Source organism: Polynucleobacter sp. CS-Odin-A6, assembly GCF_018882095.1.
Lineage (GTDB): Bacteria > Pseudomonadota > Gammaproteobacteria > Burkholderiales > Burkholderiaceae > Polynucleobacter.
The window spans coordinates 13,328-36,475 of record NZ_JACVPD010000005.1; the positions used below are offsets into that span (position 1 = coordinate 13,328).

Annotated in this window: 23 protein-coding genes and 1 pseudogene; 5 read left to right on the forward strand and 19 right to left on the reverse strand. The window is 45.1% G+C overall.

Annotation, left to right across the window (positions count from 1 at the left end):
• Window position 1: 1 nt before the first annotated feature.
• The 7 genes and pseudogenes from ICN15_RS10420 to ICN15_RS10450 form a co-directional block, all read right to left on the reverse strand.
• Window positions 2–1,483 (reverse strand): Ppx/GppA phosphatase family protein, encoded by a 1,482-nt coding sequence (locus ICN15_RS10420; RefSeq protein ID WP_216202757.1) that lies wholly within the window; start codon window positions 1,481–1,483, stop codon window positions 2–4.
• A 192-nt stretch (window positions 1,484–1,675) separates the two neighbouring features.
• Complete coding sequence (locus ICN15_RS10945; protein ID WP_304609514.1) at window positions 1,676–1,906, reverse strand: GDCCVxC domain-containing (seleno)protein; 231 nt, start codon at window positions 1,904–1,906, stop codon at window positions 1,676–1,678.
• A 40-nt stretch (window positions 1,907–1,946) separates the two neighbouring features.
• Entirely contained in the window at window positions 1,947–2,663 is a 717-nt protein-coding gene (locus ICN15_RS10425) for an MgtC/SapB family protein (RefSeq protein ID WP_216202684.1), read from the reverse strand.
• A 20-nt stretch (window positions 2,664–2,683) separates the two neighbouring features.
• Window positions 2,684–4,426, reverse strand: a complete 1,743-nt coding sequence (locus tag ICN15_RS10430) for an alkaline phosphatase (protein ID WP_216202685.1) — start codon at window positions 4,424–4,426, stop codon at window positions 2,684–2,686.
• 116 nt (window positions 4,427–4,542) lie between these two features.
• Window positions 4,543–6,009 (reverse strand): annotated as a pseudogene (locus ICN15_RS10435) (DUF2252 domain-containing protein).
• A gap of 59 nt (window positions 6,010–6,068) precedes the next feature.
• The gene (locus ICN15_RS10445; RefSeq protein WP_216202688.1) at window positions 6,069–6,575 is read right to left on the reverse strand and encodes an arsenate reductase ArsC; all 507 of its coding nucleotides are present in this window, start codon (window positions 6,573–6,575) and stop codon (window positions 6,069–6,071) included.
• A gap of 12 nt (window positions 6,576–6,587) precedes the next feature.
• Window positions 6,588–6,779: a hypothetical protein gene (locus tag ICN15_RS10450; protein ID WP_216202689.1), complete on the reverse strand. Its 192-nt coding sequence runs from the start codon at window positions 6,777–6,779 to the stop codon at window positions 6,588–6,590.
• 181 nt (window positions 6,780–6,960) lie between these two features.
• Between ICN15_RS10450 and ICN15_RS10455 the strand changes: the two genes are divergently transcribed.
• From ICN15_RS10455 to ICN15_RS10470, 4 genes are all read left to right on the forward strand, one after another.
• Complete coding sequence (locus ICN15_RS10455) at window positions 6,961–7,797, forward strand: hypothetical protein (protein ID WP_216202690.1); 837 nt, start codon at window positions 6,961–6,963, stop codon at window positions 7,795–7,797.
• Window positions 7,797–8,780, forward strand: a complete 984-nt coding sequence (locus ICN15_RS10460; RefSeq protein WP_216202691.1) for a hypothetical protein — start codon at window positions 7,797–7,799, stop codon at window positions 8,778–8,780. Before ICN15_RS10455 ends, ICN15_RS10460 begins: the two co-directional genes overlap by 1 nt.
• 531 nt (window positions 8,781–9,311) lie before the next feature.
• On the forward strand, window positions 9,312–9,788 hold the full coding sequence (locus ICN15_RS10465) for an MgtC/SapB family protein (RefSeq protein WP_216202692.1): 477 nt from the start codon (window positions 9,312–9,314) through the stop codon (window positions 9,786–9,788).
• 88 nt (window positions 9,789–9,876) lie between these two features.
• Window positions 9,877–10,080: a hypothetical protein gene (locus ICN15_RS10470; protein WP_216202693.1), complete on the forward strand. Its 204-nt coding sequence runs from the start codon at window positions 9,877–9,879 to the stop codon at window positions 10,078–10,080.
• A gap of 24 nt (window positions 10,081–10,104) precedes the next feature.
• On the opposite strand, the gene phoR is transcribed toward ICN15_RS10470, so the two are convergent.
• From phoR to ICN15_RS10525, 11 genes are all read right to left on the reverse strand, one after another.
• Window positions 10,105–11,403, reverse strand: a complete 1,299-nt coding sequence (gene phoR, locus ICN15_RS10475; RefSeq protein WP_216202694.1) for a phosphate regulon sensor histidine kinase PhoR — start codon at window positions 11,401–11,403, stop codon at window positions 10,105–10,107.
• 64 nt (window positions 11,404–11,467) lie between these two features.
• Window positions 11,468–12,181, reverse strand: a complete 714-nt coding sequence (gene phoB / locus ICN15_RS10480) for a phosphate regulon transcriptional regulator PhoB (RefSeq protein ID WP_216202758.1) — start codon at window positions 12,179–12,181, stop codon at window positions 11,468–11,470.
• Between the two features lie 23 nt (window positions 12,182–12,204).
• Window positions 12,205–12,912: a phosphate signaling complex protein PhoU gene (gene phoU / locus ICN15_RS10485; protein ID WP_216202695.1), complete on the reverse strand. Its 708-nt coding sequence runs from the start codon at window positions 12,910–12,912 to the stop codon at window positions 12,205–12,207.
• Window positions 12,913–12,924: 12 nt separating this feature from the next.
• On the reverse strand, window positions 12,925–13,716 hold the full coding sequence (gene pstB, locus ICN15_RS10490) for a phosphate ABC transporter ATP-binding protein PstB (RefSeq protein WP_216202696.1): 792 nt from the start codon (window positions 13,714–13,716) through the stop codon (window positions 12,925–12,927).
• Between the two features lie 56 nt (window positions 13,717–13,772).
• Window positions 13,773–14,639 carry a phosphate ABC transporter permease PstA gene (pstA, locus tag ICN15_RS10495; protein WP_216202697.1) on the reverse strand — a complete coding sequence of 289 codons (867 nt, stop codon included), beginning with the start codon at window positions 14,637–14,639 and terminating at the stop codon, window positions 13,773–13,775.
• A complete protein-coding gene (gene pstC / locus ICN15_RS10500) occupies window positions 14,636–15,622 on the reverse strand; it encodes a phosphate ABC transporter permease subunit PstC (RefSeq protein WP_370625451.1) in 987 nt (328 codons plus the stop codon). Before pstC ends, pstA begins: the two co-directional genes overlap by 4 nt.
• Window positions 15,623–15,712: 90 nt before the next feature.
• Complete coding sequence (gene pstS, locus ICN15_RS10505) at window positions 15,713–16,735, reverse strand: phosphate ABC transporter substrate-binding protein PstS (protein WP_216202699.1); 1,023 nt, start codon at window positions 16,733–16,735, stop codon at window positions 15,713–15,715.
• A 115-nt stretch (window positions 16,736–16,850) separates the two neighbouring features.
• Window positions 16,851–18,194 carry a phosphoglucosamine mutase gene (glmM, locus tag ICN15_RS10510; RefSeq protein WP_216202700.1) on the reverse strand — a complete coding sequence of 448 codons (1,344 nt, stop codon included), beginning with the start codon at window positions 18,192–18,194 and terminating at the stop codon, window positions 16,851–16,853.
• 51 nt (window positions 18,195–18,245) lie between these two features.
• A complete protein-coding gene (folP, locus tag ICN15_RS10515) occupies window positions 18,246–19,118 on the reverse strand; it encodes a dihydropteroate synthase (RefSeq protein WP_370625448.1) in 873 nt (290 codons plus the stop codon).
• A 31-nt stretch (window positions 19,119–19,149) separates the two neighbouring features.
• Window positions 19,150–21,033: an ATP-dependent zinc metalloprotease FtsH gene (gene ftsH / locus ICN15_RS10520; protein WP_216202701.1), complete on the reverse strand. Its 1,884-nt coding sequence runs from the start codon at window positions 21,031–21,033 to the stop codon at window positions 19,150–19,152.
• Window positions 21,034–21,162: 129 nt separating this feature from the next.
• Window positions 21,163–21,837, reverse strand: coding sequence for an RlmE family RNA methyltransferase (locus ICN15_RS10525; protein ID WP_216202702.1), 675 nt, complete (start codon window positions 21,835–21,837; stop codon window positions 21,163–21,165).
• A 138-nt stretch (window positions 21,838–21,975) separates the two neighbouring features.
• Between ICN15_RS10525 and ICN15_RS10530 the strand changes: the two genes are divergently transcribed.
• A complete protein-coding gene (locus ICN15_RS10530; RefSeq protein ID WP_216202703.1) occupies window positions 21,976–22,602 on the forward strand; it encodes a YhbY family RNA-binding protein in 627 nt (208 codons plus the stop codon).
• Between the two features lie 49 nt (window positions 22,603–22,651).
• On the opposite strand, the gene ICN15_RS10535 is transcribed toward ICN15_RS10530, so the two are convergent.
• Window positions 22,652–23,146 carry a DUF4149 domain-containing protein gene (locus ICN15_RS10535; RefSeq protein ID WP_255532982.1) on the reverse strand — a complete coding sequence of 165 codons (495 nt, stop codon included), beginning with the start codon at window positions 23,144–23,146 and terminating at the stop codon, window positions 22,652–22,654.
• Window positions 23,147–23,148 lie beyond the last annotated feature (2 nt).

The window sequence follows — 23,148 nt, forward strand, 5'->3', positions numbered from 1 at the left end:
TTTATTTCAAGCTAATGCTGTAAGGCCGGCCGATGCGCTCCCATTCGGCCGCCTCTTTTAAAAGACTAAATTCAGAGAGCGGGTGTTGATTAGCCCACTCTTTTGAGAGGCTCACCAAATAGGAGCCATCGTGCTCTGATACCTTCACCTTAGGTAAATGGCTGTTATTACGGCCACGACACAGAACTTGAGCCAAACGTAAACAGAACAGCATACGCCAGTCAGAAAAGCTGGCGTTATTGGCTAACTTACCTAGTTTTCCAGTATGTCCAATCAGCAAGGCAGCTAAACGCGCTTGATCATTCTTAGAAAAGCCAGGCATATCTGCATTACCTGCAATATAGGCTGAATGCTTGTGATACCCGTTGTGAGAAATCGATAAACCAATTTCATGTAAGTTGGCAGTCCACTGCAACAAAGCGATATTGTCAATCCTGCTTTCTTCACTGGGTTTCGGCAATTGAGCTAAGAACTCAGCTGCTAAATTTCCGACCCGTTTAGCCTGCTCTCGGTCGACTGCATAGCGCTGCATAAATTGCTCAACCGTGACAAATCGCATATCGTCGTGCTGTGACCTACCTAATAAATCGTATAAAACCCCAATGCGCAACGCGGCATCGGTCACTTCCATACTTTCAATACCTAGCTCTTCGAAGACCGCAATCATAATGGCGAGCCCACCAGGCCATACTGAGCGTCGATCATCTTTCAGACCACTCAATTCAACTTGGCTGATATTTTCATACTTCAGCAAATGCTTCTTCATTGCCTTTAGGCCATCGAGCGTAATCAAGCCGCTTGATCCGTTAACCCGCCCCATCGTGAGTCCATCTGCCAGGCCATTAAAGTGGTTGTCTGCAATGAGCTCAGATAAGGCACGCGCCGTTCCTGAAGACCCAATAACTTGATTCCAACCCGACTTCAAATACGCTCCAGAAATGACCTGAATCTCTCGGCGGGCTGCTAGCTCAGCCTCTTTAAAGGCATGGGCATCAATATTTCCTTTGGGGAAGAAACGCAGGCTATGAGAAACACAGCCAATGTAAAGACTTTCCATCAACTTAGGCTCGTAGCCTCTTCCAATGATGAACTCGGTCGAGCCCCCACCAATATCCACCACCAAACGGTTACCTTGGACTGCTGGCACTTCATGTGCAGCACCAATGTAGATTAAACGGGCCTCTTCAACGCCTGCAATAATTTCAATGGGGAATCCTAAAGCCTCTTCAGCATCACGAATAAAGCTTGAGGCATTTTTTGCGACTCGCAGCGTATTTGTAGCCACCGCACGCACTTTAGCGGGGTCAAAACCGCGAATGCGCTCCCCAAAGCGTCGTATTGCTGTTATCCCACGCTGATAGGCCTCATTACCCAATAATTTATTATCAGTTAATCCAGCTGCCAAACGCACTGATTCGCGCAAGGTATCAATGGGACGCAGTTGAGTACCCGAGGGCGTATGCACTACTTGTGCCACCAACATCCGAAAACTATTAGAACCTAAATCGACTGCAGCGACTAGGCCTGATGCATTGCTTCCTGAGACGTCTTGATTTGATGCCAAAATGATTCCAGTTGGGGCTACGCTAAAATGAATATGACTATTTTATGAAATTTTCGTGACAGAATCATGAAAAGAGCCATTAGTCTACTCGCTTCCCCGACCTAATCCGGCCTATGCAGCTAAATTTTGTTCTGAACTAGAGCAATCTAAACTCCCAAAACTACAAAAAATGCAGCAGTCTCCGGACTTGGTCTTCAAAATACCACTGCAAGAAGGGCAACGGTAAAAATGATGAGAGGATCCTTGGGGAATCTCGACAATGTCATGGCCCTGACAGTGGGGGCAAGTAATGACAGAAAGAGGGATTTGGGATATAGTGTTCACAGCCGTATGGTGAACCATCAATATTTCAAAATGAAGACAGATCCAGATCTAGACGACTTTAATCAGTCGTACTGGGACTCCAAAACGCTTGACTGACATAATCTAGACTCGCTATATCGGCAATTAAGGCATCCATTTGATCCCCATTTACTGCTGTGGCAGTCAGAACAGCCTGGATCTCTACATCATCAACACCAAACTGATGAACCTCAATATCTTGGGTTTGATAACCAGCGAGTTCTAAGGTCTCAATAAATTGCTTCAAGGCTATTTTTTGAGAATGCTTTGGAGTGATGATGTAAACAGAATTGGTTACCTCTACAGATTCGGTATCTAAAGGTTGCCGATTAATTAAATTCACTACTGGTCTTAATAAAGTATTTGCAGCGAGGACAAAGCAAGTAGCCAACACTGCTTCGAGAATCAGATCCGCTCCTGCGCACACACCAACTGCTGCTGACCCCCACAGTGTTGCTGCGGTATTAATGCCGCGAATATTACCCTCTTCGCGCATGATGACACCAGCACCCAAAAAACCAATGCCAGAGACCACATAAGCCATCACATGGACGGCTCCTTCGTGGCCTACTAAGCGATTAGCCGCATCTACAAAAATGGCTGCTCCGACGGCAACCAATATATTGGTCCGTAAACCAGCCGTTCTTTGACGATACTGACGTTCAACTCCAATGAGACCCCCTAGAACAAAAGCAGTGCTGAGGCTAATAGCCGTATCGGCCAAAGAAAGAAAGTCAATGTTGTTGATAGATTCCATGTCAGTGCATTAACAGAGTATTACTGACCAAGACCGAGCGATTTCACCATTACTTTAAAGACTTCCGTATTGTCCATAAACCCACGGAATTGTTCTGCTCCGGGACCGATGGCGTTGAGCACAGCATCATCAGCAGTATGCACACCCGACTCCTGATGGGAGGGTAAATTGCCCCCAACGTGAATCGCATCTTCCTGCAGTTGAATGTATTTTGGGTTAGCTACATATTTACCGCTTTCATCTTTCACAGCAGGCTGAAATGTGCCATCGAGTTTGGGATGCAGGGTTTCGTAGTGATCCGGATAGTTACCATAAAAGAATGCGAGACGCTTAGAGACGTCAATTTGATTCGGATACCCCTCTATATTTGCTTTAGGATAATTAGGATATCCAGCGTCTGCGTAGACCCCCACTTTCTCTCTCAATGGGCCTGGCTTAGCATCATTCACTACGCCACTAATCGATCCGCTGTGTGTATGGTCTGGAGTAACGATGATTAAAGTATCTGGGTGAGTTTTAGCAAAATCTTTTGCAATCTGTACGGCATTACTCAACATAATCGTATCGAATGCTGCTCGCTCCCAGTCTAATGGATGATTAAATTTATCAATTAAGGCGGCCTCCACCATCAAGAAAAAGCCATTGGGGTTTTTGGATAAGACATTGATTGCTGATCTCGTCATATCGGTTAAATCCGGCTGATCAGGGTATTGCTCAACAGTATTTTTCTTTAAAAAGAATCGATCTAGAGAGCCGTCCATATTGTCAGGATGGAATACACCGAAGAGCTTTTTAGTCCCGACAGCATTGCCCATCTTGAGCAATTCATTCTTAGTGAATGCAAGTTCATAGCCCTTCAATTTGAATTGCTCTACTAAGTTTTTCTCATCTTTACGCTTTGACCCATTCGAAGTTTGTGGATAAAAATAAGCAGACCCACCACCTAAAATTACTTCAGCACCACTAGCCAATAACTGATCTGCAATATAGGACTTATCTGCCCGCCTCCGAGTATGAGCAACCATCGCTCCAGGGGTCGCATCCTGCAACTCCGCATCAGAAACAATGCCCACTGACATATTTGTCTTACGCTTAATTAATTCAGCAATCGTCTCTACTTTAGGATGGGATAGGTTATCACTCGCCCTTGAAACATAAACACCCATAGCATTGACAGCGGTCTTATGCCCAGTTGTGTATGCACTCATTGAATTAGCAGAATCTGTTATGAGAGAGTCGGAGCCAGAAGTACCAATCAGAGCCATGTTCGGCATATCGTCAAAAGACAATTTGCCTTGATACTTGCCTTCAGATATCCCTTTAGATAAAACTCGTGCAGAGGTTCGGTTCGCAATAGTCATGCCATCCCCCACAAAAAGAATAATGTTTTTTACTTTTCTGGGTCCGCTCGCATAGACATCCCAAGTAACTTGTTGAGTCGCTTGGCTAGTTTTGACAGTCAAGGTATAGGGCCCCGCCTTAGCCAACTGCACATCGCGATAAAGCAGAGAGCTTCCCTTGCCTGCCTCATTGGGAATAAAACTGACTTGCTGTTTGATAGTGCTGGAGATGGGCTTGCCATTGAGTCGGACGTCAACCTCCTCTATCGAAACCACACTATCTAGCTCCACCTTAATATCAAATTGAGATCCAGCAAGAATAGCTGCATTTTGAATGGGATAGATTGCCGCTGAATGTACTAGATTAGACAGCGAAGCAAAAATAGCTAATAGGAGAATAGGTTTAAAAAAAGATGTGTTCATGGTAGGCAGAATATGGTGGGAATGTAAATGGTTAATATCGCTACACTTGATGACAATTACATGACATCAAACAAAACAGGCTCAAAAGGCCCTTTTTCGGCTCATTGAGGCAAATACTATTTAGCCGCTTTAATCTGACCAGATTTAACAGCGCGGCAGAAGGCCTCATAGTCTGAGTGATTTTGCTTAGCATAGGCAACAGCAAATCCATACATCGCCTGGTCAAACTCTTTAGATTGACCGCAATAACCCGAAATCATTGCCGCATCACCAGAACGCGCATGACCTAATGCAAGCGCCCAGCCAAAGAGCCTTGCGTAGTCAGAAAAGTTACTCAAAGAGACGCCTCCAGGACCTATCTCAATACCACCCTTCATATCTCTTAGTTGTCGTAGATAAAAGTCTTGGACATGATTAGCCTCGTCATGAATTTCCCCGGAATTTAAAAAGATGTCCGGTGCACCTTGCAGCAATCGCTGCCCAGCTACTACTCGTCTACCCATATTCGGATAGGTAGAACGACCTAAGTAAGGCGTTAACACAGACTCCTGGGCCTCCTTGTACTGGAGAAATAGTGGATCCTTTTGACTGTCCCCAATAAAGTACAACACCAAACAGTTTGTGCCGACACTACCAATACCCACCACCTTCCTAGCGAAGTCTTGTAATGCATAACGCTGAAATAGCACGTGGCGATCAGCGAGCAAAGTGGCGCTGTAATTTAGAAGTGCTTTTTCAACCAGACTCTCAATCGAAATACCTTGAGTTTTTTTATGGAAGTGCTCAATAAGAGGCGGCTTATTAATTATCTTGCGATTCTTTCCAACCAAGGTAGTGAGTTTTTCTAAGATCTGGACATTATTTTGACCTCGAGTTTCTTTGAGGTAGACATCTAACTTCTTTTGATGAAGCGGGTTGAAGTGCTTGCGAATGTCTTTCTCACCAATAAATTGCTGAGCTAGATCGAGATAAGGCATGTGGGCATACTCAGCCATTCGCTTTTGATACTCCGAACTAATTCTGTAAACTAATTTTTTAGAAAGAGCATCAGACCCGCCCAGTGATTGACAGGCAATCACGGCACTAGCGACCAAGCGTTTGATATCCCACTCCTAGCTGCCTGGCAGGGTTTCATCAAAATCGTTAATACCAAATACGAGTCGGTGTTCAGCCGTTCCAAATAAACCAAAATTCGATACATGCATATCGCCACAAAGTTGGACATTGATATTCGTTGTTGGTTGATTGGCTAAATCTTGTGCCATGATGGCTGCACCACCTCGATAAAAAGTAAAGGGGGATTCCAACATCCGCTGATATCGAATGGGGATGAGGGATTCAATCCGGTGTTTAGCCTGCATCTCCAAAATAGTAATTGGTCCCACTCGGTGCTTTGGTGGCGTGTAGATAGCTTGATCAGCGAAGCTCACCTGCTGACGCAGAGCTCGACCTTTTTTGAGGCGCTTCTGAATACTCATGCGCTTGCCATGATGAAGCGCTATTGGGGTCAGCACAGCTAATCTATGAGCGATTTTTGATTGGGATCTTGCTAGCGCTTTTAGACTCATTGGGGTGGCTGACATACCTGCTCCTATAGGGAATATAGGCTCATTATTACAGCTCCCTAAGCAATCCTAGAGAATTACTGACCAAACTGAATGTGATGATGAATACTTTGAAGTCGCTCTTTCAATTCCTCACGATCAAGCTGGGCTATAGGTAGGTCCATCAGCAATTCAATCCGATTACGCAAGCCGATCTCGACTTTCTTAAAAGCATGCAACACAGATTCATCCCCTCCCTCGACAGCCGTGGGATCTGGAAACCCCCAATGGGCTGTTGATGGGTGTCCTGGCCAGTAGGGGCATTCTTCACCAGCCGCAGAATCACACAAAGTAATAATGAAATCCATCCTGAGCGAACCCTCACGGCCAAACTCATCCCAACTCTTACTGCGGAGGAGTTGCAATGGATAACCCATGGATTTGATTAATTCTATTGCTATCGGGTGAACATTGCCAGCAGGCTTCGCACCAGCGGAATAACCGATAAATTTTCCATGGCTAAGTGTAGTAGCAAGAGCCTCCGCCAGAATGGATCTTGCAGAATTTCCATTACACAGAAACAAAATAGAATGCGGGCTACTCATTGAGATTGAGAGTTAAATGATTTCATCGAGTTGTAATGCATACGGATTACTCACCACAAAAGGACTTGAGGTAGCTTGTAAGGAGAATGCTTTAAGTGCAGGCGCTTGTCCACTAGGATGATCCTCATTACTCTGGTCCAAATTAAGCCTTAAGTCATGCTGACGGAAAACTTGGGATAGGTTGTCTTTCATTTCCTGAGTCATTATTTGCGGCCCCTTTTAAATCTCGATCAACTCTATGGCGATCGTAGAGGGTATATATTTCAGTTTGATTAAAGCCAGCAGAGAAAAGGTCTTTGGAATGGACACTTCAGCATTCATGACACTAATATGTCATATTGAAAAGGTAATTTAATGGCTTTACTTGAGATAAGTCATTTCATAAATGCGCTTGATCGCTCTTCTACTATTGTTGATCCCCCTTACCGTTAAAGCATTTGAACCACTGAATACGGATGATGCAGGGACTGTTCCAAAAGATCGAAATCAAATAGAGCTGTATTTCTTTAAAACTGCGTTTCATGGGGGCGGTTCAGCAAACTCAGTAGATTTGAATACTCCAGGTGAAGAGTACTTTGGAATCGATAATGCCAAAGCATTTCCATTTACTTACATCCGCGGCATCTCTGAAAATATTGAAGTCTCATTGGGAGCCACTAATTTTGCCTATCCTAGAGGAAATTACTCTTCCGTCGCAAATAAGGTCATTGCTCTCAAGTGGCGATTTGCAGAGGCTCAGGATGGTAAATGGGGGTTAGCGGTAAAGCCTAGCTTTACTTTGCCAGGCACGATACAACAACAAGTACAAGGACTAAATCTGGCCTTGCCGAGCTATGGCTTAAACGTCATTGGCTCTCGATACTGGGATAAAGTAGAGTTACATGTAAATGCCTCCTACACGAACTCGCCTTACAACACGAACTATCTCATTGGGGGGAGCACAAATCCCAACAGAAAGAATATTATTTTCTTATCGGCAGCGCCTGTTTGGACAGTGGTTAACGGTTTCAGGCTTGCAGTAGATATTGGCATCACTACAAACCCACCAACGGATCAGCCGTATTTAACGAACTATGCCTTACTGGCAGCCATTTTTTCACCAATCGATGATCTGGATATCGGTTTATCGTACATGCGTAGCGCAGAAAATATGGGTATTGTAGTTAGCAATGCCGGTGTGAGCGCTTCACGCTCAGAAATTGGTTTTACTTGGAGGTTTTAATGGTTACAAAAAAATGGCTCACCATCAGATCTAGCCTAATCATTTTGGCAACATGCTCCCTGTTTTCGGGAAATGTGTATTCACAATCATTTAAGTTTATTGCCTTAGGTGATATGCCCTACTCTCAACCCGCAGACTTTCCCCGCTTTGAGCGCTTAATCGCATCCATCAATCATCAAAAACCCGCTTTCTCGATTTTTGTGGGCGATACAAAATCAGGTAGCTCCCTCTGCAGCAACGAGCATGTTGAAAAAATGACGGTATATTTCAATTCCTTTCAGGCACCTTTAATCTATAGCATTGGTGACAATGAATGGACTGACTGCCACCGAGAATTAGCTGGGGGATATGACCCATTAGAACGCTTAGATCACATTAGATCAACGCAGTTCAGTACGAGCAATAGCTTTGGTAGAACCAAAATGAAGTTGCAGCGCCAAGCTGACCTTATGCCACCATTTTCTACCTATGTTGAAAATTCGATGTGGACTAAGTCCGGCTTCTTATTTGTTAATGTACATATACCGGGATCCAATAATAATTTTGGTCGAGATCAAGCATCCAATCAAGAGTATGCCTTGCGGAATAGTGCGAACTTGGCTTGGATTAATCAAGCATTCCTGATGGCGAAAGATAAAAAATATTCGGGAATAATTTTTGCATTTCAAGCGGACATCTTCTACTCACCCGAATTAGCGTCAAATGCTAGTAGCGGCTTCAGAGATACGATCGCCCTTCTCCAAGAGCAATCTGAAAAACTACCCATTCCAATCCTGTTAATTCATGGTGACAGTCATCAGCTAAAGATTGATCAGCCACTTCACAATCGGCAGAAGCAATTGATTGAAAATGTTTACAGACTTGAAGTCATGGGCGCTGAACAGGTGCAGGCTGTAGAAGTAGAAGTCAATGCTCGCAACTCCAGCCCATTCAGCTTTCGCCCTTTAATCGTGCCTCAAAACATCTCGATGCCATCGAGATAGATTTACATACTCTAGTCGTTAGCTACCTAGGCGATGGCTCACATAACGATTTCGATACGCTACTCGAGCTTCATGCCATATAGCAAGCGCTTTCATGATGAGTTTTTTCATCTTCGGAGATCCTTTCTTTGGTAGTTAGATACGTGATGGAATCAATCAAGTGCTTCATGCCGTATTCAGCATCTACATTCTAGGAGATCATTAAGACAGCGGTATGTCATGCTGAAGTGATGTCGATATAAACGAGAGGTTACCCCGACTGGAAATCTCTAATGAAAAAGTGGACTACTTAGCTTCGTCAATCTTTATGTGGAATGGATATCAATAGCAAGGCATTTTGCTCGCCTCATAACCCATTTACTAACTCAAAGATGTTAAGGACAGTCTTTGATAATTCATCTTCGGATTCAGGAAATTGCTCTAGTTCAATGTGGCACCGAGGTTAGTATTTTCTAAAAAACGTTACCTGCCGCTCATCATCTTGTTACCATGGAGCTAACGAGCAAGATCAACGCCACACAAGGATTTGACATGGAACATTGGGATTTGCATTGGAATATCGGCCTGCGCTTAGCGTTAGCTCTTTTAGTGGGCATCATCCTTGGCCTCAATCGATGGCTGCATCATAAATCTGCCGGCATACGCACCCATAGCTTGGTTGCCATTGGCTCAGCTACAGCAATCATGCTGATTAGCAACTTTGTAAAAGACGATGCACAAGCTGTCAGTCGGGTATTACAAGGTTTAATTACCGGTCTTGGGTTCTTGGGGGCAGGTGTCATTATTCGAGAGCGGAGCACCCAAAAGGTTCACGGCCTCACTACTGCCGCAAGCATTTGGTCATGCGCTCTCATCGCCGCAGCATTTGGAGGCGGTCAATTTATGCTGGGTGGGATGGCCTTAGCAGCTATTTTACTAACCCTGATCATCGGTGGACCCCTAGAGCGACTTGCCACTAAGCTCACTGGAATCAAACGGGAATCCGAGGTATCTATCGATCCAAATTAGCCATACCCCCTTTTAAATGCATTAAAAAAGGGGTTTTGTCATATTTGTTTGGTAGGATGGCTGTCATTAATACCAAAATGATCAAATTATGAGCAAATATCTGTACGAAGACGCTGTTAAACAACTTCAGGATTCTGGGTCTATTAGCTTGCAGGACTTTAAAAATCTTTCATACTCAGATTTGACTGAACTGCTAGAAGAAATCGGGGTCTGGTGCCTCTATGCGAATGGTAAGGCAGAGAAGCTGCCTAAGGAATCCAAAAAGAAAAAAAAGAAAAAGAATAAGGATTGAAAAGCTTCAGCTCAAAAGCTCAAGTCATTCGCTGATCCGCTCTTTGGGGAAGCGCAAAGTAAACGTACTTCCTTTCCCCGTAACACTCTCAACCACCAGTTGGGCCTGATGTCGATTCGCAATATGCTTCACAATCGCTAAGCCAAGGCCCGTACCACCAGTATCTCTCGAGCGACTTCTATCTACTCGATAGAAGCGCTCAGTTAGGCGAGACAAGTGCTCTGAGGCAATGCCCGGACCAGTATCAGTCACCGAAAACTCACCCTGCCCTTCGCTATTAATAGACCATTTGACGCTTACCTGACCGGCATCGGGCGTGTAACGAATGGCATTAGAAACAAGATTGCTGAAGGCAGAGAGAATTTCTCGATCTTCACCTAGCAGGTTACTGGTGGCAGATGTTTCAAAAGTAAGCAGATGCCCCCCTTGAGAGAGGGCCTCCGCATCATTCTTAATCAGAGCCAGCAAGGTAGGAATATGAATTACCTGCATTGGCGCAGGCAAGGTGTTAGCCTCAAGATTAGCCAAGGTCAAGAGATCCTCAACGAGACTTTTCATGCGCTGCGCTTGAGACATCATCATCTCAAAATATTGGTGCTGTTGTGTCTTATCGAGACTCAAGGACTGCATCGTTTCCAAGAAACCCATCAATACCGTAATGGGTGTCCTCATCTCATGTGAAACATTCGCCACGAAATCCCGACGCATCGCATCTGCCTTTTGCAGGTCAGTAACATCTTGAACCAGTAAAAGGTGACGTTGATCGCCAAAAGGAAAGGCTTGCAACATTAAACTTAAATTACTTGAGGGCCCGATCCTTTCAAGCAATAGAGGTTCTTCAAATTGGCGTTTCGTGAGGTATTGAATAAATTCAGGGCGACGAATTAAGAAATTCACTCTTTGCAATGCATCGCGCTTATAGAGAAGCCCAAAAAAGCGTTCAGCTATCCCATTGCACCATTCAATTTGATCTTGGTCATCTAGCATCAGGATCCCGTTGGGAGAAGCCTGAAGAGCCTCAATAAATCTTGCATGCTGTTGTTCAGCAACGCTAATTTTTTGCTTTAGATTACGCACCAAGCGCTGTAATCTGAAAAATACCTCTTCCCAAAAACCACTAGGAAGCGGCATTACCTCAACAGCATCCCTTTGAACGTATTTATATAAGCGAGCTAAATTAATATAAGAGTAAACCAAAGGAAGGGCCAAAATGGCAATTCCTGAGGCAATAGCAATTTTTGCACCCCAGTTTAATAGGGCGATATAAGCAAAAATAAATGCCAGGGAAACAATGAAGATGAAACGACTTAAAGCAGATGACATGCCGCAATCTTAGAGCATTCAGGATTTAAATGGAAAAATTTGATAAAGCCCAACAATGCCGGGCTTAATTTTGCGTAGGAGTCTTCGTGATGCGATAACCACTACCCCGAACCGTCTCAATAAAACGATCACAATCCATCGGCGTTAAAGCAGCTCTTAACCTCTTAATATGGACATCAACAGTACGCTCTTCAATGTAAACCTCATTACCCCAAATCTTATCCAGCAGGTTAGCTCTGGAATGTACCCGTTCTGGATTTGCCATAAAAAATTGCAAAATCCGGTATTCCGTGGGGCCCAAGGGAATGGGTTTGGGCTCCATATTGGGCCATACTGCTAAAACACGATGTGAGACTGGATCTAGCTGAAGCGGACCTATAGAAAGTGGACCTACCTCCTCCACCGGCATTTGGCGACGCAGCAAGGCTTTAACCCTAGCGACTAATTCTTTAGGAGAGAAAGGTTTAGTGACATAGTCATCCGCCCCCGAATCCAATCCCAACACTTTATCTGATTCCTCACTTTTGGCAGTCAGCATCAGAATAGGTAAAAAACGAGTCCGCTCATTGGCTCGCAACTCTTTCGCAAATTGCACGCCAGACTTGCCCGGGAGCATCCAATCCAAGATCAACAAATGAGGGAGAGTGCCCCGCATCATATTAAGCGCAACATCGGTTTGCATGGCTTTTTCAACTTCATAGCCAGCATGAGTGAGATTAACCGCAATCAGCTCTGCAATAGAAGGCTCATCTTCAACAATCAATATGCGGTGAGTCATCATGAATTCCGTATCGATGTCGCTTATTCTTTATTCGCCTCACGCACCAAATCTTCATGAGGAATGTGGCGTACATCCGAACCTTTAGCAACATATATAACGAACTCGGCGATATTCTTCGCATGGTCACCAATACGCTCAATTGCTTTAGCAATCGTAAGCATATCTAGACCTGTAGAAATCGTATGGGGATCTTTCATCATATAAGAAATCAGTTTACGTACAAACGCACGAAACTCTTCATCGATTTGGCGATCTTCCTGAACCACCTCAGCTGCTGCAATCGTATCTAAGCGGGCAAAAGCGTCCAAGCTACGACGCAATAGTGATATTGCCATTTGGCCAGATAAACGAATCTCAGCCACATTAATATTGTGCAGAGCCCCAGCCTCAATTAATTTTTTGGACATTCTAGCAACTTGCTTTGCCTCATCTCCTGCTCTTTCGAGATTGGTGATCGCCTTAGAAACGGCCATAACCAAACGCAAGTCACGGGCTGTAGGCTGTCGACGTGCAATGACTTCAGTACAGGCTAGATCAATTTGAATTTCAAGATCGTTAACAAGCTTTTCATTTTCAATGACGACATTACAAGTTTCTAAGTCCATTTGCGTGAAAGCGCGCATGGCAGTAGCAATCTGTGATTCAACGAGACCTCCCATTTCTAGCAAACGGCTAGAAAGTGAATTTAGGTCAGCATCAAATTGTGAGGAAAGGTGTTTATCTGACATTACTATCTCCAATTAACCGAAGCGGCCGGTAATATAGTCTTCAGTTTCCTTGCGCTGAGGTTTGATGAAAATTTCATCAGTCTTGCCATATTCAATCAAACTTCCAAGGTACATATAGGCAGTGTAATCGGATACACGTGCAGCCTGCTGCATATTATGTGTCACGATCGCAATCGTATACTCATGCTTCAGCTCATTGATCAACTCCTCGATCTTACCCGTAGAAATAGGATCAAGGGCTGAGGTTGGCTCATCCAATAAGATAACAGAGGGCTTTACTGCGACCCCACGGGCAATACAGAGGCGCTGTTGCTGACCGCCAGAAAGGGATAAACCACTTTGGCTGAGCTTATCTTTAGCTTCATTCCATAACGCGGCCTTATTTAAAGCCCACTCTACCCGCTCATCCATTTCGGAACGAGACAGTTTTTCGTATAAGCGCACACCAAATGCAATGTTCTCATAGATAGACATTGGGAATGGGGTTGGCTTCTGAAAGACCATACCAATTCTTGAGCGTAGTAAGTTCAAATCCTGACCTGATTCCAAAATATTTTGGCCATAAAAATTAATCTCGCCCTCTGCACGTTGGCCAGGGTAGAGGTCATACATGCGATTTAAAGTACGCAATAAGGTAGACTTGCCGCAACCTGATGGCCCAATAAAGGCAGTCACTTTACCTTCTTGAATATCTAGATTGATATCCTTTAGACCCTGAAATGATCCGTAGAAAAAATTCAGATTACGCACTTCAAGCGCATTCTTAACAGCAACTTGTGAATTATGGTTTGTCGTTTCGCTCATTCCCACCCCTTGACTATCAATCTGATTTAAGTCAAACATTGTTTTCATATTAGCCATCATGCTTGTACTTTCTCGCGGAATAACACTCGGGCTAAGATATTTAAGCCCAATACTGCAATCGTAATTAAAAGCGCCCCGCCCCATGCAAGGTCAACCCAGTTCTCATATGGACTCATTGCAAACTGGAAGATCACTACAGGTAAATTTGCCATTGGTGCGTTCATATTGGTAGAAAAGAATTGATTATTCAACGCGGTAAATAACAAAGGCGCTGTTTCGCCGCTAATACGGGCTAGGGCCAATAAAATACCTGTGATTACGCCAGACTGCGCCGCTCTTAAGGTAATCATGAAAGCCACTTTCCATTTAGGCGTACCTAATGCATAAGCTGCTTCACGCAAACTGCCTGGAACTAAACGCAACATGTTTTCAGTAGTACGAACCACCACAGGAATAGCAATTAGGGCCAAGGCAATCGTTCCAGCCCAGCCAGAGAAATGGCGTACCTGAGCAACCACTAAAGCGTATACGAAGAGTCCAATCACAATCGATGGAGCAGAAAGCATGATGTCAGTTACAAACCGTGTCACTGAAGCAATACGGCTCCGATCACCGTACTCGGAAAGGTAAAGACCCGCTAAAACTCCAACTGGTGTACTAATTAAGGTACAGCAACCCACTAACATCAAGCTGCCAACGATGGCATTAGCCAAGCCACCACCTTCTGAACCTGGAGCTGGAGTGCTGTGAGTAAACATATTTAAATCAAGCGATGCAAAGCCTTTATAAAACAGGATGCCTAAAATCCAAAAGAGGAAGATCATTCCCAAAACCATAGCTGTCATGGAAAGGGTTAGGCCAATCTTATTCGCACGCTTTCTCTTTGAAAAAAGTGCTGGATCAATGTTAGAAAAATCGTTCATGTTTTTAGTCCCTGCTTTTTCTCCATATTGTTCAGCATCCACTTAGCTGATGCCAAGACAATAAAAGTAATGATGAACAAGGCTAATCCCAGCACATACAGTGAGGATAGATGGCTGCCTGCCTCTGCCTCACCAAATTCATTGGCTAAAGTTGAAGCAATCGAAGTACCTGGGGCAAATAAAGATGGGGATAGCCGGTGGGCATTACCAATCACAAAGGTAACAGCCATTGTTTCACCAAGCGCCCTTCCCAAACCAAGCATTACCCCACCAATTACGCCTGCCTTGGTATATGGCAGCACTACGTTTCGGACAACTTCCCAAGTAGTGCAGCCAATACCGTAGGCAGACTCTTTTAAAACTGGAGGAACAATCTCAAAGACATCGCGCATAACTGAAGCAATGAAAGGCAGAATCATCATCGCTAGAATCAGGCCGGCACACAAAATGCCGATTCCATTAAATGCGCCAGAAAATAAGATGCCTAAACCTGGAATTTTTCCAAGGGTGGCAGCTAATGCAGGCTGAACATACTCTGCAAAAAGAGGGGCAAAAATAAACAGACCAAACATACCGTAAATAATAGAAGGTACGGCGGCTAGTAATTCAACAGCAGTACCCAATGGTCTGCGCAACGATCCAGGGCATAGCTCCGTTAGGAAAACAGCAATACCGAAACTAAGAGGAACGGCAATAAGTAAAGCAATTACCGATGTAACTACAGTTCCGTAAATTGCAATCAGACCACCAAACTCCCCATTGACAACATCCCACTCTTGGGTAAAGAAAAAACCAAGACCAAAAGTATTCAGCGCAGGCCAAGCATTGATCAGTAAGGAGATAATGATGCCAAGTAAGGCAATAAGAACGGATACCGCAAAGAATTGGGTAATAGTATGAAACAGGAAGTCTTGTACACGCTGTAACTTGGCGACTCTGAGCGCCTGAGGTGTTGGCATCGAAGCTGACTGGGTGATATCCATCATAATTAAGCTTATTTAAATAATGAAACAGCCCCACTCATGGGTGGAGCTGTTATTCAGTAATGATTAAGGAATCTTAATCATCAAACCTTACTTCGTGACTACCTTAGAAAATACATTCTTACGAATGAAATCTGTTGTTGCGTCAGGCATTGGAACGTAATCCAACTCTTCAGCCATCTTCTTGCCGTCTTTAAATGCAAAGTCAAAAAACTTGATGACTTCAGCAGCATTCGCTTTGTTTTCTGGGTTCTTGTACAAGAGAATGAAAGATGCACCAGTAATTGGCCACGACTTAGCACCAGAAGCATCGGTAATAAATGTACCCATACCTGGAATCTTCGCCCAATCAGTGCCAGCAGCTGCGGCAGCGAAAGTTGAATCGTCAGGCGCAACAAAATTGCCAGCCTTGTTCTTCAGAGAGATGTAAGTCATTTTATTTTTCTTGGCGTAAGCATACTCAACATAACCCACTGAGTTCTTTACACGAGTAACGTTAGCTGCAACACCTTCATTACCCTTGCCACCTACAGTAGAGGCTGCAGGCCATTTGACGTTAGCACCAGAACCAACAGCGTCTTTAAATAATGTGCTGGTTTTTGCTAAGTAGTCAGTGAAAATTGCCGTTGTTCCTGAACCATCAGCACGAGTAACAACCGTAATTGGACCAGAAGGAATCTTCACACCTGGGTTCATGATCGCAATGCGCTTATCACCCCAGTCAGAAATAACACCTTGAAAAATATCAGCCAAAGTTGGGCCGTCTAACTTGATTTCACCAGGTTTAACGCCATCGACGTTAATCACTGGAACAACACCGCCAATAATGGCAGGGAATTGAACCATGCCATCTTTTTCTAATTCTTCAAATTTTTGTGGATTGTCGGTTGCACCGAAATCAACTGTCTTTGCTTTGATTTGCTTAATGCCACCTGAAGAACCAATCGATTGATAGTTCAAGTTAGAGCCTGTTTTTGCCTTGTAGGCTTCAGCCCATTTAGCGTAAATTGGGTATGGGAATGTTGCGCCAGCGCCAGTCATATCCACTGCAAATGCAACTGGGGCGAATGAAATCGCGCTGATTACTACCGCTTTTTTAAACAATGAGTTCATCTAAATCGTTCCTCAAATAAATAACGCAACATTGCGATGCTTGAACGATACGATTTGCGTATGACGCTTTGATGACAAAGACTTTAATTAAAATTAATTCAATTAAATCAGCGGCTTATATGGTTGGTACCAAATCAGCAATACACTTTGCCGAACTTTGGGCTACAGCACTATCTTGAGCCTCAACCATCACTCGTAGGACCGGTTCTGTGCCTGAGGCCCGTATCAACACCCTACCCGTTCCTTTGAGGTTGCTCTCTACTTGGCTAATCTTAGATTTCAGGGTGATATCGGAATTCCAGTCGTAACCAGGCTTGAATTTCACATTCAAAAGTACTTGAGGAAGGATTTTGACGGAATCAAGCAATTGAGCCAGACTCTGCTTATACTGACTCATCGCTGCCAAGACCTGAAGTGCTGCAATCGTGCCATCCCCAGTAGAGTGTTGATCTAAACACAGTAAATGCCCTGAACCCTCACCACCAATGATCCAACCCTTCTCTTTCAAACGTTCTAGAACGTAACGATCACCAACATTCGCTCGCTCAAAGCCAATCCCCAAAGCTTTAATGGCATTCTCCACTGCAAGGTTTGTCATCAGGGTACCGACAACGCCACCGAGTTCCTGGCCACGAGAAATCCGGTCTTTTGCAAGAACATATAAAAGCTCATCACCGTTAAAAAGGCGGCCGCTTGCATCTACCATTTGCAGGCGATCTGCATCGCCATCTAATGCAATACCCAGATCGGCACCAAGCTCTTTTACCTTAGCTATCAAAGCCTCTGGTGCAGTAGCACCACAACCATCATTAATATTGCGCCCATCAGGATGCACCCCAATCGAAATCACCTCTGCACCGAGCTCATGAAAAACAGGTGGAGCAGTATGGTAAGCAGCGCCATTGGCACAATCAAGCACTAGCTTAAGACCCTTGAGATTGAGCTCAGGGGGGAATGTCGATTTACAAAACTCAATGTAGCGACCCGCGGCATCATCGATCCGAAATGCTTTTCCTAATTCTTTAGAGCTGACGCAACCCATGGGTAAGTCAAGCTCAGCTTCAATTGCCAGCTCTAGCTCGTCAGTTAACTTGCCACCTTCAGCAGAAAAAAACTTGATACCGTTATCCTGATAAGGATTGTGTGATGCTGAGATCACGACACCCGCTGATAAACGCAGCGCTTTAGTAAGATAAGCAACCCCGGGAGTGGGCATCGGGCCACAGAGCATCACGTCAACACCTGCAGCTGCAAAGCCGGCCTCTAAGGAGGCTTCCAAGAGATAGCCCGAGATGCGCGTATCTTTACCAATCAAAATCTTGCAACGCTCACCAAGCTTGGCATTTCGACTCAGCACTTTGCCTGCAGCATAACCAAGGCGGGTAATGAATTCCGGAACGATCGGAAATTGCCCCACCTCGCCACGAATACCATCAGTACCAAAGTATTGTTTTTTCATAGCTTTAATTATAAAACTTGTAGTCTTTTAATTGGCCAAGTAATGACTCAGTCAGGCCTGAATCGCTTCCCAGAGCTTCAAGGAATCAACTGTTTCTTGGACATCGTGGACACGAATGATCCGAGCACCCCGATCTGCAGCCAAAATGGCAGCTGCAATACTGGGCGCCACTCGTTCATTCGTATCTCGACCGGTTAATTTACCGAGCATAGACTTGCGAGAGATTCCTGCTAAAACGGGATACCCCAGTTGCGAGAATTGATCAAAATGAGCTAGCATCTTGAGGTTATGTTCTAAGCTTTTACCAAAACCAAAACCAGGATCAATGGCGATGCGGTTTTGAGCAACCCCCCACTCTTGTAATAGATCTGCACGCTCTAGTAAAAAATACCTCACCTCGGCAATGACATCGCGATACTCGGGATCAAATTGCATGGTTTGTGGATCACGCTGCATGTGCATTAAGACAATTCCACAGGGCTCCTCTGGATTCTGTTGATCGCTCTCTAATACAGCTTCTAACGCACCCTCTTGTCGAAGAGCCCAAATATCATTGATGCAATCTACGCCAGCTCGCAAAGCCTGTCGCATCGTTTCTGCTTTATAAGTATCAATCGATAACGCTACACCGCAATCTTTCAGCGCCTCAATCACCGGTAGAACGCGATCTAATTCTTCTTGGAGAGAAACCGGTATCGCGCCAGGTCGAGTAGATTCACCACCGACATCGATGATGTCAACACCGTTGGCAATCATGCGCTCTGCTTGGGTAATAGCATCATTGGCAGTTCTGAACTGCCCGCCATCCGAAAATGAATCGGGTGTGGCATTGAGGATGCCCATCACTAACGGGCGATGACGTTTGCTAAAGTCAAAAAGAAAACGCCCGCAACGCCATGTTGCGGGCAGAGTTTGCTTAATCACCTAAAGAATAACTGAGGATGACTTAGACAACTTAGGCAGTCGCTGGCGTGGCACCTGCAGCAGGACCGGGCCCAGGTGTACCAGCAGAGTTACCAAACTGGGTTGCCGGTGGTGGCTTAGGGGCACGTGGCGGACGGCCTTCCATGATGTCGGTAATCTGCTCAGCATCAATGGTTTCCCATTCAAGTAACGCAGTAACCATCGCCTCAACCTTGTCACGGTTTTCCTCAAGAATAGATCTAGCTAAGGAGTACTGACTATCCACCAGTGAACGAATTTCTGCATCCACTTTTTGCTGAGTCAACTCTGAAACTGTTTTGGTACTGTTGCGACCAAAGATGCTCTCAGATTCAGTATCAACATAAACCATGGTTCCCAAGCTATCACTCATGCCATAACGGGTCACCATGTCACGCGCCATTTTGGTAGCACGCTCAAAGTCATTAGAAGCGCCAGTGCTGGAAGAGTGCAAGAACACTTCTTCTGCTGCGCGACCGCCAAATAAAATTGCCAATTCTTCCATCATGCGATCTTTGTATAAGTTCACACGATCAAACTCCGGTAACTGCCAAGTCACACCCAAAGCCATACCACGGGGCATGATGGTGACCTTATGCACTGGATCCGCTTTAGGTAATACCTTAGCAACCACTGCATGGCCAGACTCGTGATACGCCGTATTACGACGTTCTTCTTCACGCATCACCGCAGACTTGCGCTCAGGACCCATATAGATCTTGTCTTTAGCATCTTCGAAGTCTTTCATATCCACCGCACGTTTATTACGACGTGCTGCAAACAAAGCGGATTCATTCACTAAGTTGGCTAGATCTGCACCCGAGAAACCTGGAGTACCGCGTGCCAATACAGCCGCATCGACATCTGGGTCAATCGGAACTTTACGCATATGCACTTGCAGGATTTGCTCGCGACCACGGATGTCTGGTAAACCAACGTGCACCTGACGATCAAAGCGGCCAGGACGCAATAAAGCGCGGTCCAATACATCTGAACGGTTAGTAGCAGCAACCACGATGACGCCGCTATTACTCTCAAAACCATCCATCTCAACCAACATCTGGTTCAGCGTTTGCTCACGCTCGTCATTACCGCCACCCATACCAGCGCCACGATGACGACCGACTGCATCAATCTCATCAATAAAGATGATGCAAGGAGAATTTTTCTTCGCATTCTCAAACATATCGCGAACGCGGGATGCACCAACACCCACAAACATCTCAACGAAGTCTGAGCCAGAGATAGAGAAGAACGGAACCTTCGCTTCGCCAGCAATAGCACGCGCTAATAAAGTCTTACCCGTACCAGGAGGGCCCACTAACAATATGCCGTGCGGGATACGTCCACCTAGTTTCTGAAACTTTTGGGGATCTTTTAAGAAATCCACAATCTCAAAGACTTCTTCTTTAGCTTCATCGCAACCTGCTACATCCGCAAAGGTCACGGTATTACTATTCTCGTCAATCAAGCGCGCTTTAGATTTACCGAAAGAGAATGCGCCCCCTTTTCCGCCGCCTTGCATCTGACGCATCATGAAGAACCAAAAACCAATAATCAGCAAAGTAGGTCCGAGGTAGTACAAAGCAGAGACTAAGACGTTTGGCTCATCATCCGCTTTACCAGTCACCTGAACTCCAAATTTCATGAGATCGCCAACCATCCAAATATCTCCTGGAGAGATGATGGAATATTTATTGCCGTCATTTGGGGTCACCTGGAGTGTGCGACCTTGCACGTCAACTCGCTTCACTTTGCCAGCCTTGGCATCATCCATGAATTGAGAATACGTGAGCTGATTCTGATCTTTTGGCTTGTCGAACTGTTTAAAAACAGTAAACAGCACCAGACCCACAATGAGCCACACACCGATTTTTTGTAACATATTGCTATTCAAAAGGAGACCTTTGCCGGATTAATCCGGGAGTTAAAGCGGATTGCTATCTATCTAAGTATTTGATTCTACTACCAGGCTTTTTCAAGGGCTAGGACCAGATTTATTTAATAAACCCTTATTTTCAGGGGGTTATTTAGGGGACTTGAGGTCTCGGCCTAGCAAAAAGATTTCAGAGGACTTTGCCCGGGAGGCTTTAGGCTTTCTAGAAGCGACTGTTTTAAAGACCTTTTTAAAGGACTCGACGATCTGACTATAGCCGCTGCCATTGAAGCACTTAATCAATAAGGCCCCCTCAGGCTTGAGGTGTTGAACTGAAAAATCCAAAGCAATTTCGGCTAAAAAGGCCATTCGGGCGGCATCTGCCACCCCTACCCCAGAGAGATTGGGGGCCATATCGGACAGCACCAGATCGACTTTACCCCCTGCATCTGCTGGTAAAAGCGCCTCAAGGGCACTCAAACCCTCATCTTCCCGAAAATCCCCCTGAATAAAGGAAACGTCTGCAATATCTTCCATCGGCAGAATATCGATGGCAATAATAGTTCCGTCTGGCTTGCCAGACTCAATCTTGGGATTGTTTTTGCCCAGCTCCGTGAGACGGTTGCGGGCGTACTGAGACCAGCTCCCTGGAGCGCTACCCAGATCCACAATGGTCATGCCTGCCTTGATGAGATGGTCCTGCTCGTCTATTTCGCTCAACTTATAAACGGCTCGGGCACGATAACCCTCTTTTTGGGCCATCTTGACATACGGATCATTGAGGTGATCTTGTAACCAACTTTTATTAAATTTATTCTTTGCCACAGCTTACCCACTTTCGGCATCCATTTTCCTTGTTTATGCCCTGTAAGGCAAAAGGAATCAGCTCCAAACAGCCTGACTCTTTCACATATATGGGCGAAAGCCCCGTTTTACAAGCCCTAATGCTCTATCATCGAGGCCATGACTGCACTTACTATTACCCCCGCACAACGCAAATCCCTTAAAGCCGACGCCCATGACCTCAGTCCAGTCGTCATGATTGGTGGTGATGGTCTGACCCCTGCAGTGATTAAAGAGGCTAAGTTAGCCATTTCTCATCATGGGCTGATAAAAGTCCGTGTTTTTGGAGATGAGCGCGATGCGCGTATCGCCATTTATGAAGAACTCTGTGACAAGCTGGGTGCAGCCCCAGTGCAGCACATCGGTAAATTACTTGTTCTCTGGAAACCAAAAGATGTGGTGGATGAGGCCTTTTCTAATTTGGGTAGATCGAGCAAACAAACCAAAAAATCATTACAAGCCCCTCGCACCAAACGTCAACCCAATCGCGCAGTGGCAAAAACTGGGGTTCGTACCAGCACTTCCGAGAGATCAGATCGGCGCTCTGCTGCAAGCAAATCTCCGTTTGAGAGAGCTGCTGCAGTAAAGAGCGCTACTCCCAAGAAACGAGTTCTGCGTGCGGATGCTGCTGAATCGAAGATTGGTTGGTCATCACCCGGCTACCGTAAGGCCGCTGCTGCACCAGCACCGATTAAGAAACGCAAGGTACGCATGAGTAGCACTAAGAAGAAATCCTTAGGCTCTTAATTTTGAGAGTTGTCTGCTAAAAATAATCAACGCCGCTAGTCGGCGTTTTTTAATGCTGGTGATTTTTACTCAGTCGCCAAACCAAATAAATACCCAAAATACTCTGCAGCAGAAATAGAACGCTAGAGGCACCATGCAGTCGACCAAATAACGTTGCAGAAGGCGAGAGCATCACCGGCATCCCTTCAGCCAAAGCGTTATCTCTAAGTGCATTCATCCAAGGAATAAAGATTAAGGCGGCCGCCAAAGAGCAGAACAGCATCGCTAATAAAAGCCAACGAATAAACCTAAATTGATTTAAGCCGCGATTGACCAAGAGATTAGCTAGCACCATCAAGCCAATGCACACAATCAAACTCAAATAGGCTTCTAATCGAAAGATGCTGCCAGCTACCATTCCAGCCGCTTGGCGATCCGTCATGGTGCTAAAGATGGCCGGGGCAACGAGATAACCCGCTGAGAGTAGACTACCTACCCATAAGCCCGCAATCAAAATGAAGAGTCTTTGCGCGCTCCAATAATTCGGCGCCTCTGGTGTCATCATGG

Bases quoted from the DNA above. Each gene is read 5' to 3' on its own strand.
- ICN15_RS10445 (WP_216202688.1), bottom strand. From the start codon at position 6,575: ATGAGTAGCCCGCATTCTATTTTGTTTCTGTGTAATGGAAATTCTGCA.
- pstB (WP_216202696.1), bottom strand. From the start codon at position 13,716: ATGAGCGAAACGACAAACCATAATTCACAAGTTGCTGTTAAGAATGCG.
- glmM (WP_216202700.1), bottom strand. From the start codon at position 18,194: ATGAAAAAACAATACTTTGGTACTGATGGTATTCGTGGCGAGGTGGGG.
- ICN15_RS10465 (WP_216202692.1), top strand. From the start codon at position 9,312: ATGGAACATTGGGATTTGCATTGGAATATCGGCCTGCGCTTAGCGTTA.
- ICN15_RS10450 (WP_216202689.1), bottom strand. From the start codon at position 6,779: ATGACTCAGGAAATGAAAGACAACCTATCCCAAGTTTTCCGTCAGCAT.
- phoU (WP_216202695.1), bottom strand. From the start codon at position 12,912: ATGTCAGATAAACACCTTTCCTCACAATTTGATGCTGACCTAAATTCA.
- ICN15_RS10945 (WP_304609514.1), bottom strand. From the start codon at position 1,906: ATGGTTCACCATACGGCTGTGAACACTATATCCCAAATCCCTCTTTCT.
- ICN15_RS10420 (WP_216202757.1), bottom strand. From the start codon at position 1,483: ATGTTGGTGGCACAAGTAGTGCATACGCCCTCGGGTACTCAACTGCGT.
- ICN15_RS10455 (WP_216202690.1), top strand. From the start codon at position 6,961: ATGCGCTTGATCGCTCTTCTACTATTGTTGATCCCCCTTACCGTTAAA.
- pstA (WP_216202697.1), bottom strand. From the start codon at position 14,639: ATGAACGATTTTTCTAACATTGATCCAGCACTTTTTTCAAAGAGAAAG.
- phoB (WP_216202758.1), bottom strand. From the start codon at position 12,181: ATGACTCACCGCATATTGATTGTTGAAGATGAGCCTTCTATTGCAGAG.
- ICN15_RS10470 (WP_216202693.1), top strand. From the start codon at position 9,877: ATGAGCAAATATCTGTACGAAGACGCTGTTAAACAACTTCAGGATTCT.
- ICN15_RS10460 (WP_216202691.1), top strand. From the start codon at position 7,797: ATGGTTACAAAAAAATGGCTCACCATCAGATCTAGCCTAATCATTTTG.
- ICN15_RS10535 (WP_255532982.1), bottom strand. From the start codon at position 23,146: ATGATGACACCAGAGGCGCCGAATTATTGGAGCGCGCAAAGACTCTTC.
- ICN15_RS10530 (WP_216202703.1), top strand. From the start codon at position 21,976: ATGACTGCACTTACTATTACCCCCGCACAACGCAAATCCCTTAAAGCC.
- phoR (WP_216202694.1), bottom strand. From the start codon at position 11,403: ATGTCATCTGCTTTAAGTCGTTTCATCTTCATTGTTTCCCTGGCATTT.
- ICN15_RS10425 (WP_216202684.1), bottom strand. From the start codon at position 2,663: ATGGAATCTATCAACAACATTGACTTTCTTTCTTTGGCCGATACGGCT.
- pstC (WP_370625451.1), bottom strand. From the start codon at position 15,622: ATGGATATCACCCAGTCAGCTTCGATGCCAACACCTCAGGCGCTCAGA.
- ICN15_RS10430 (WP_216202685.1), bottom strand. From the start codon at position 4,426: ATGAACACATCTTTTTTTAAACCTATTCTCCTATTAGCTATTTTTGCT.
- pstS (WP_216202699.1), bottom strand. From the start codon at position 16,735: ATGAACTCATTGTTTAAAAAAGCGGTAGTAATCAGCGCGATTTCATTC.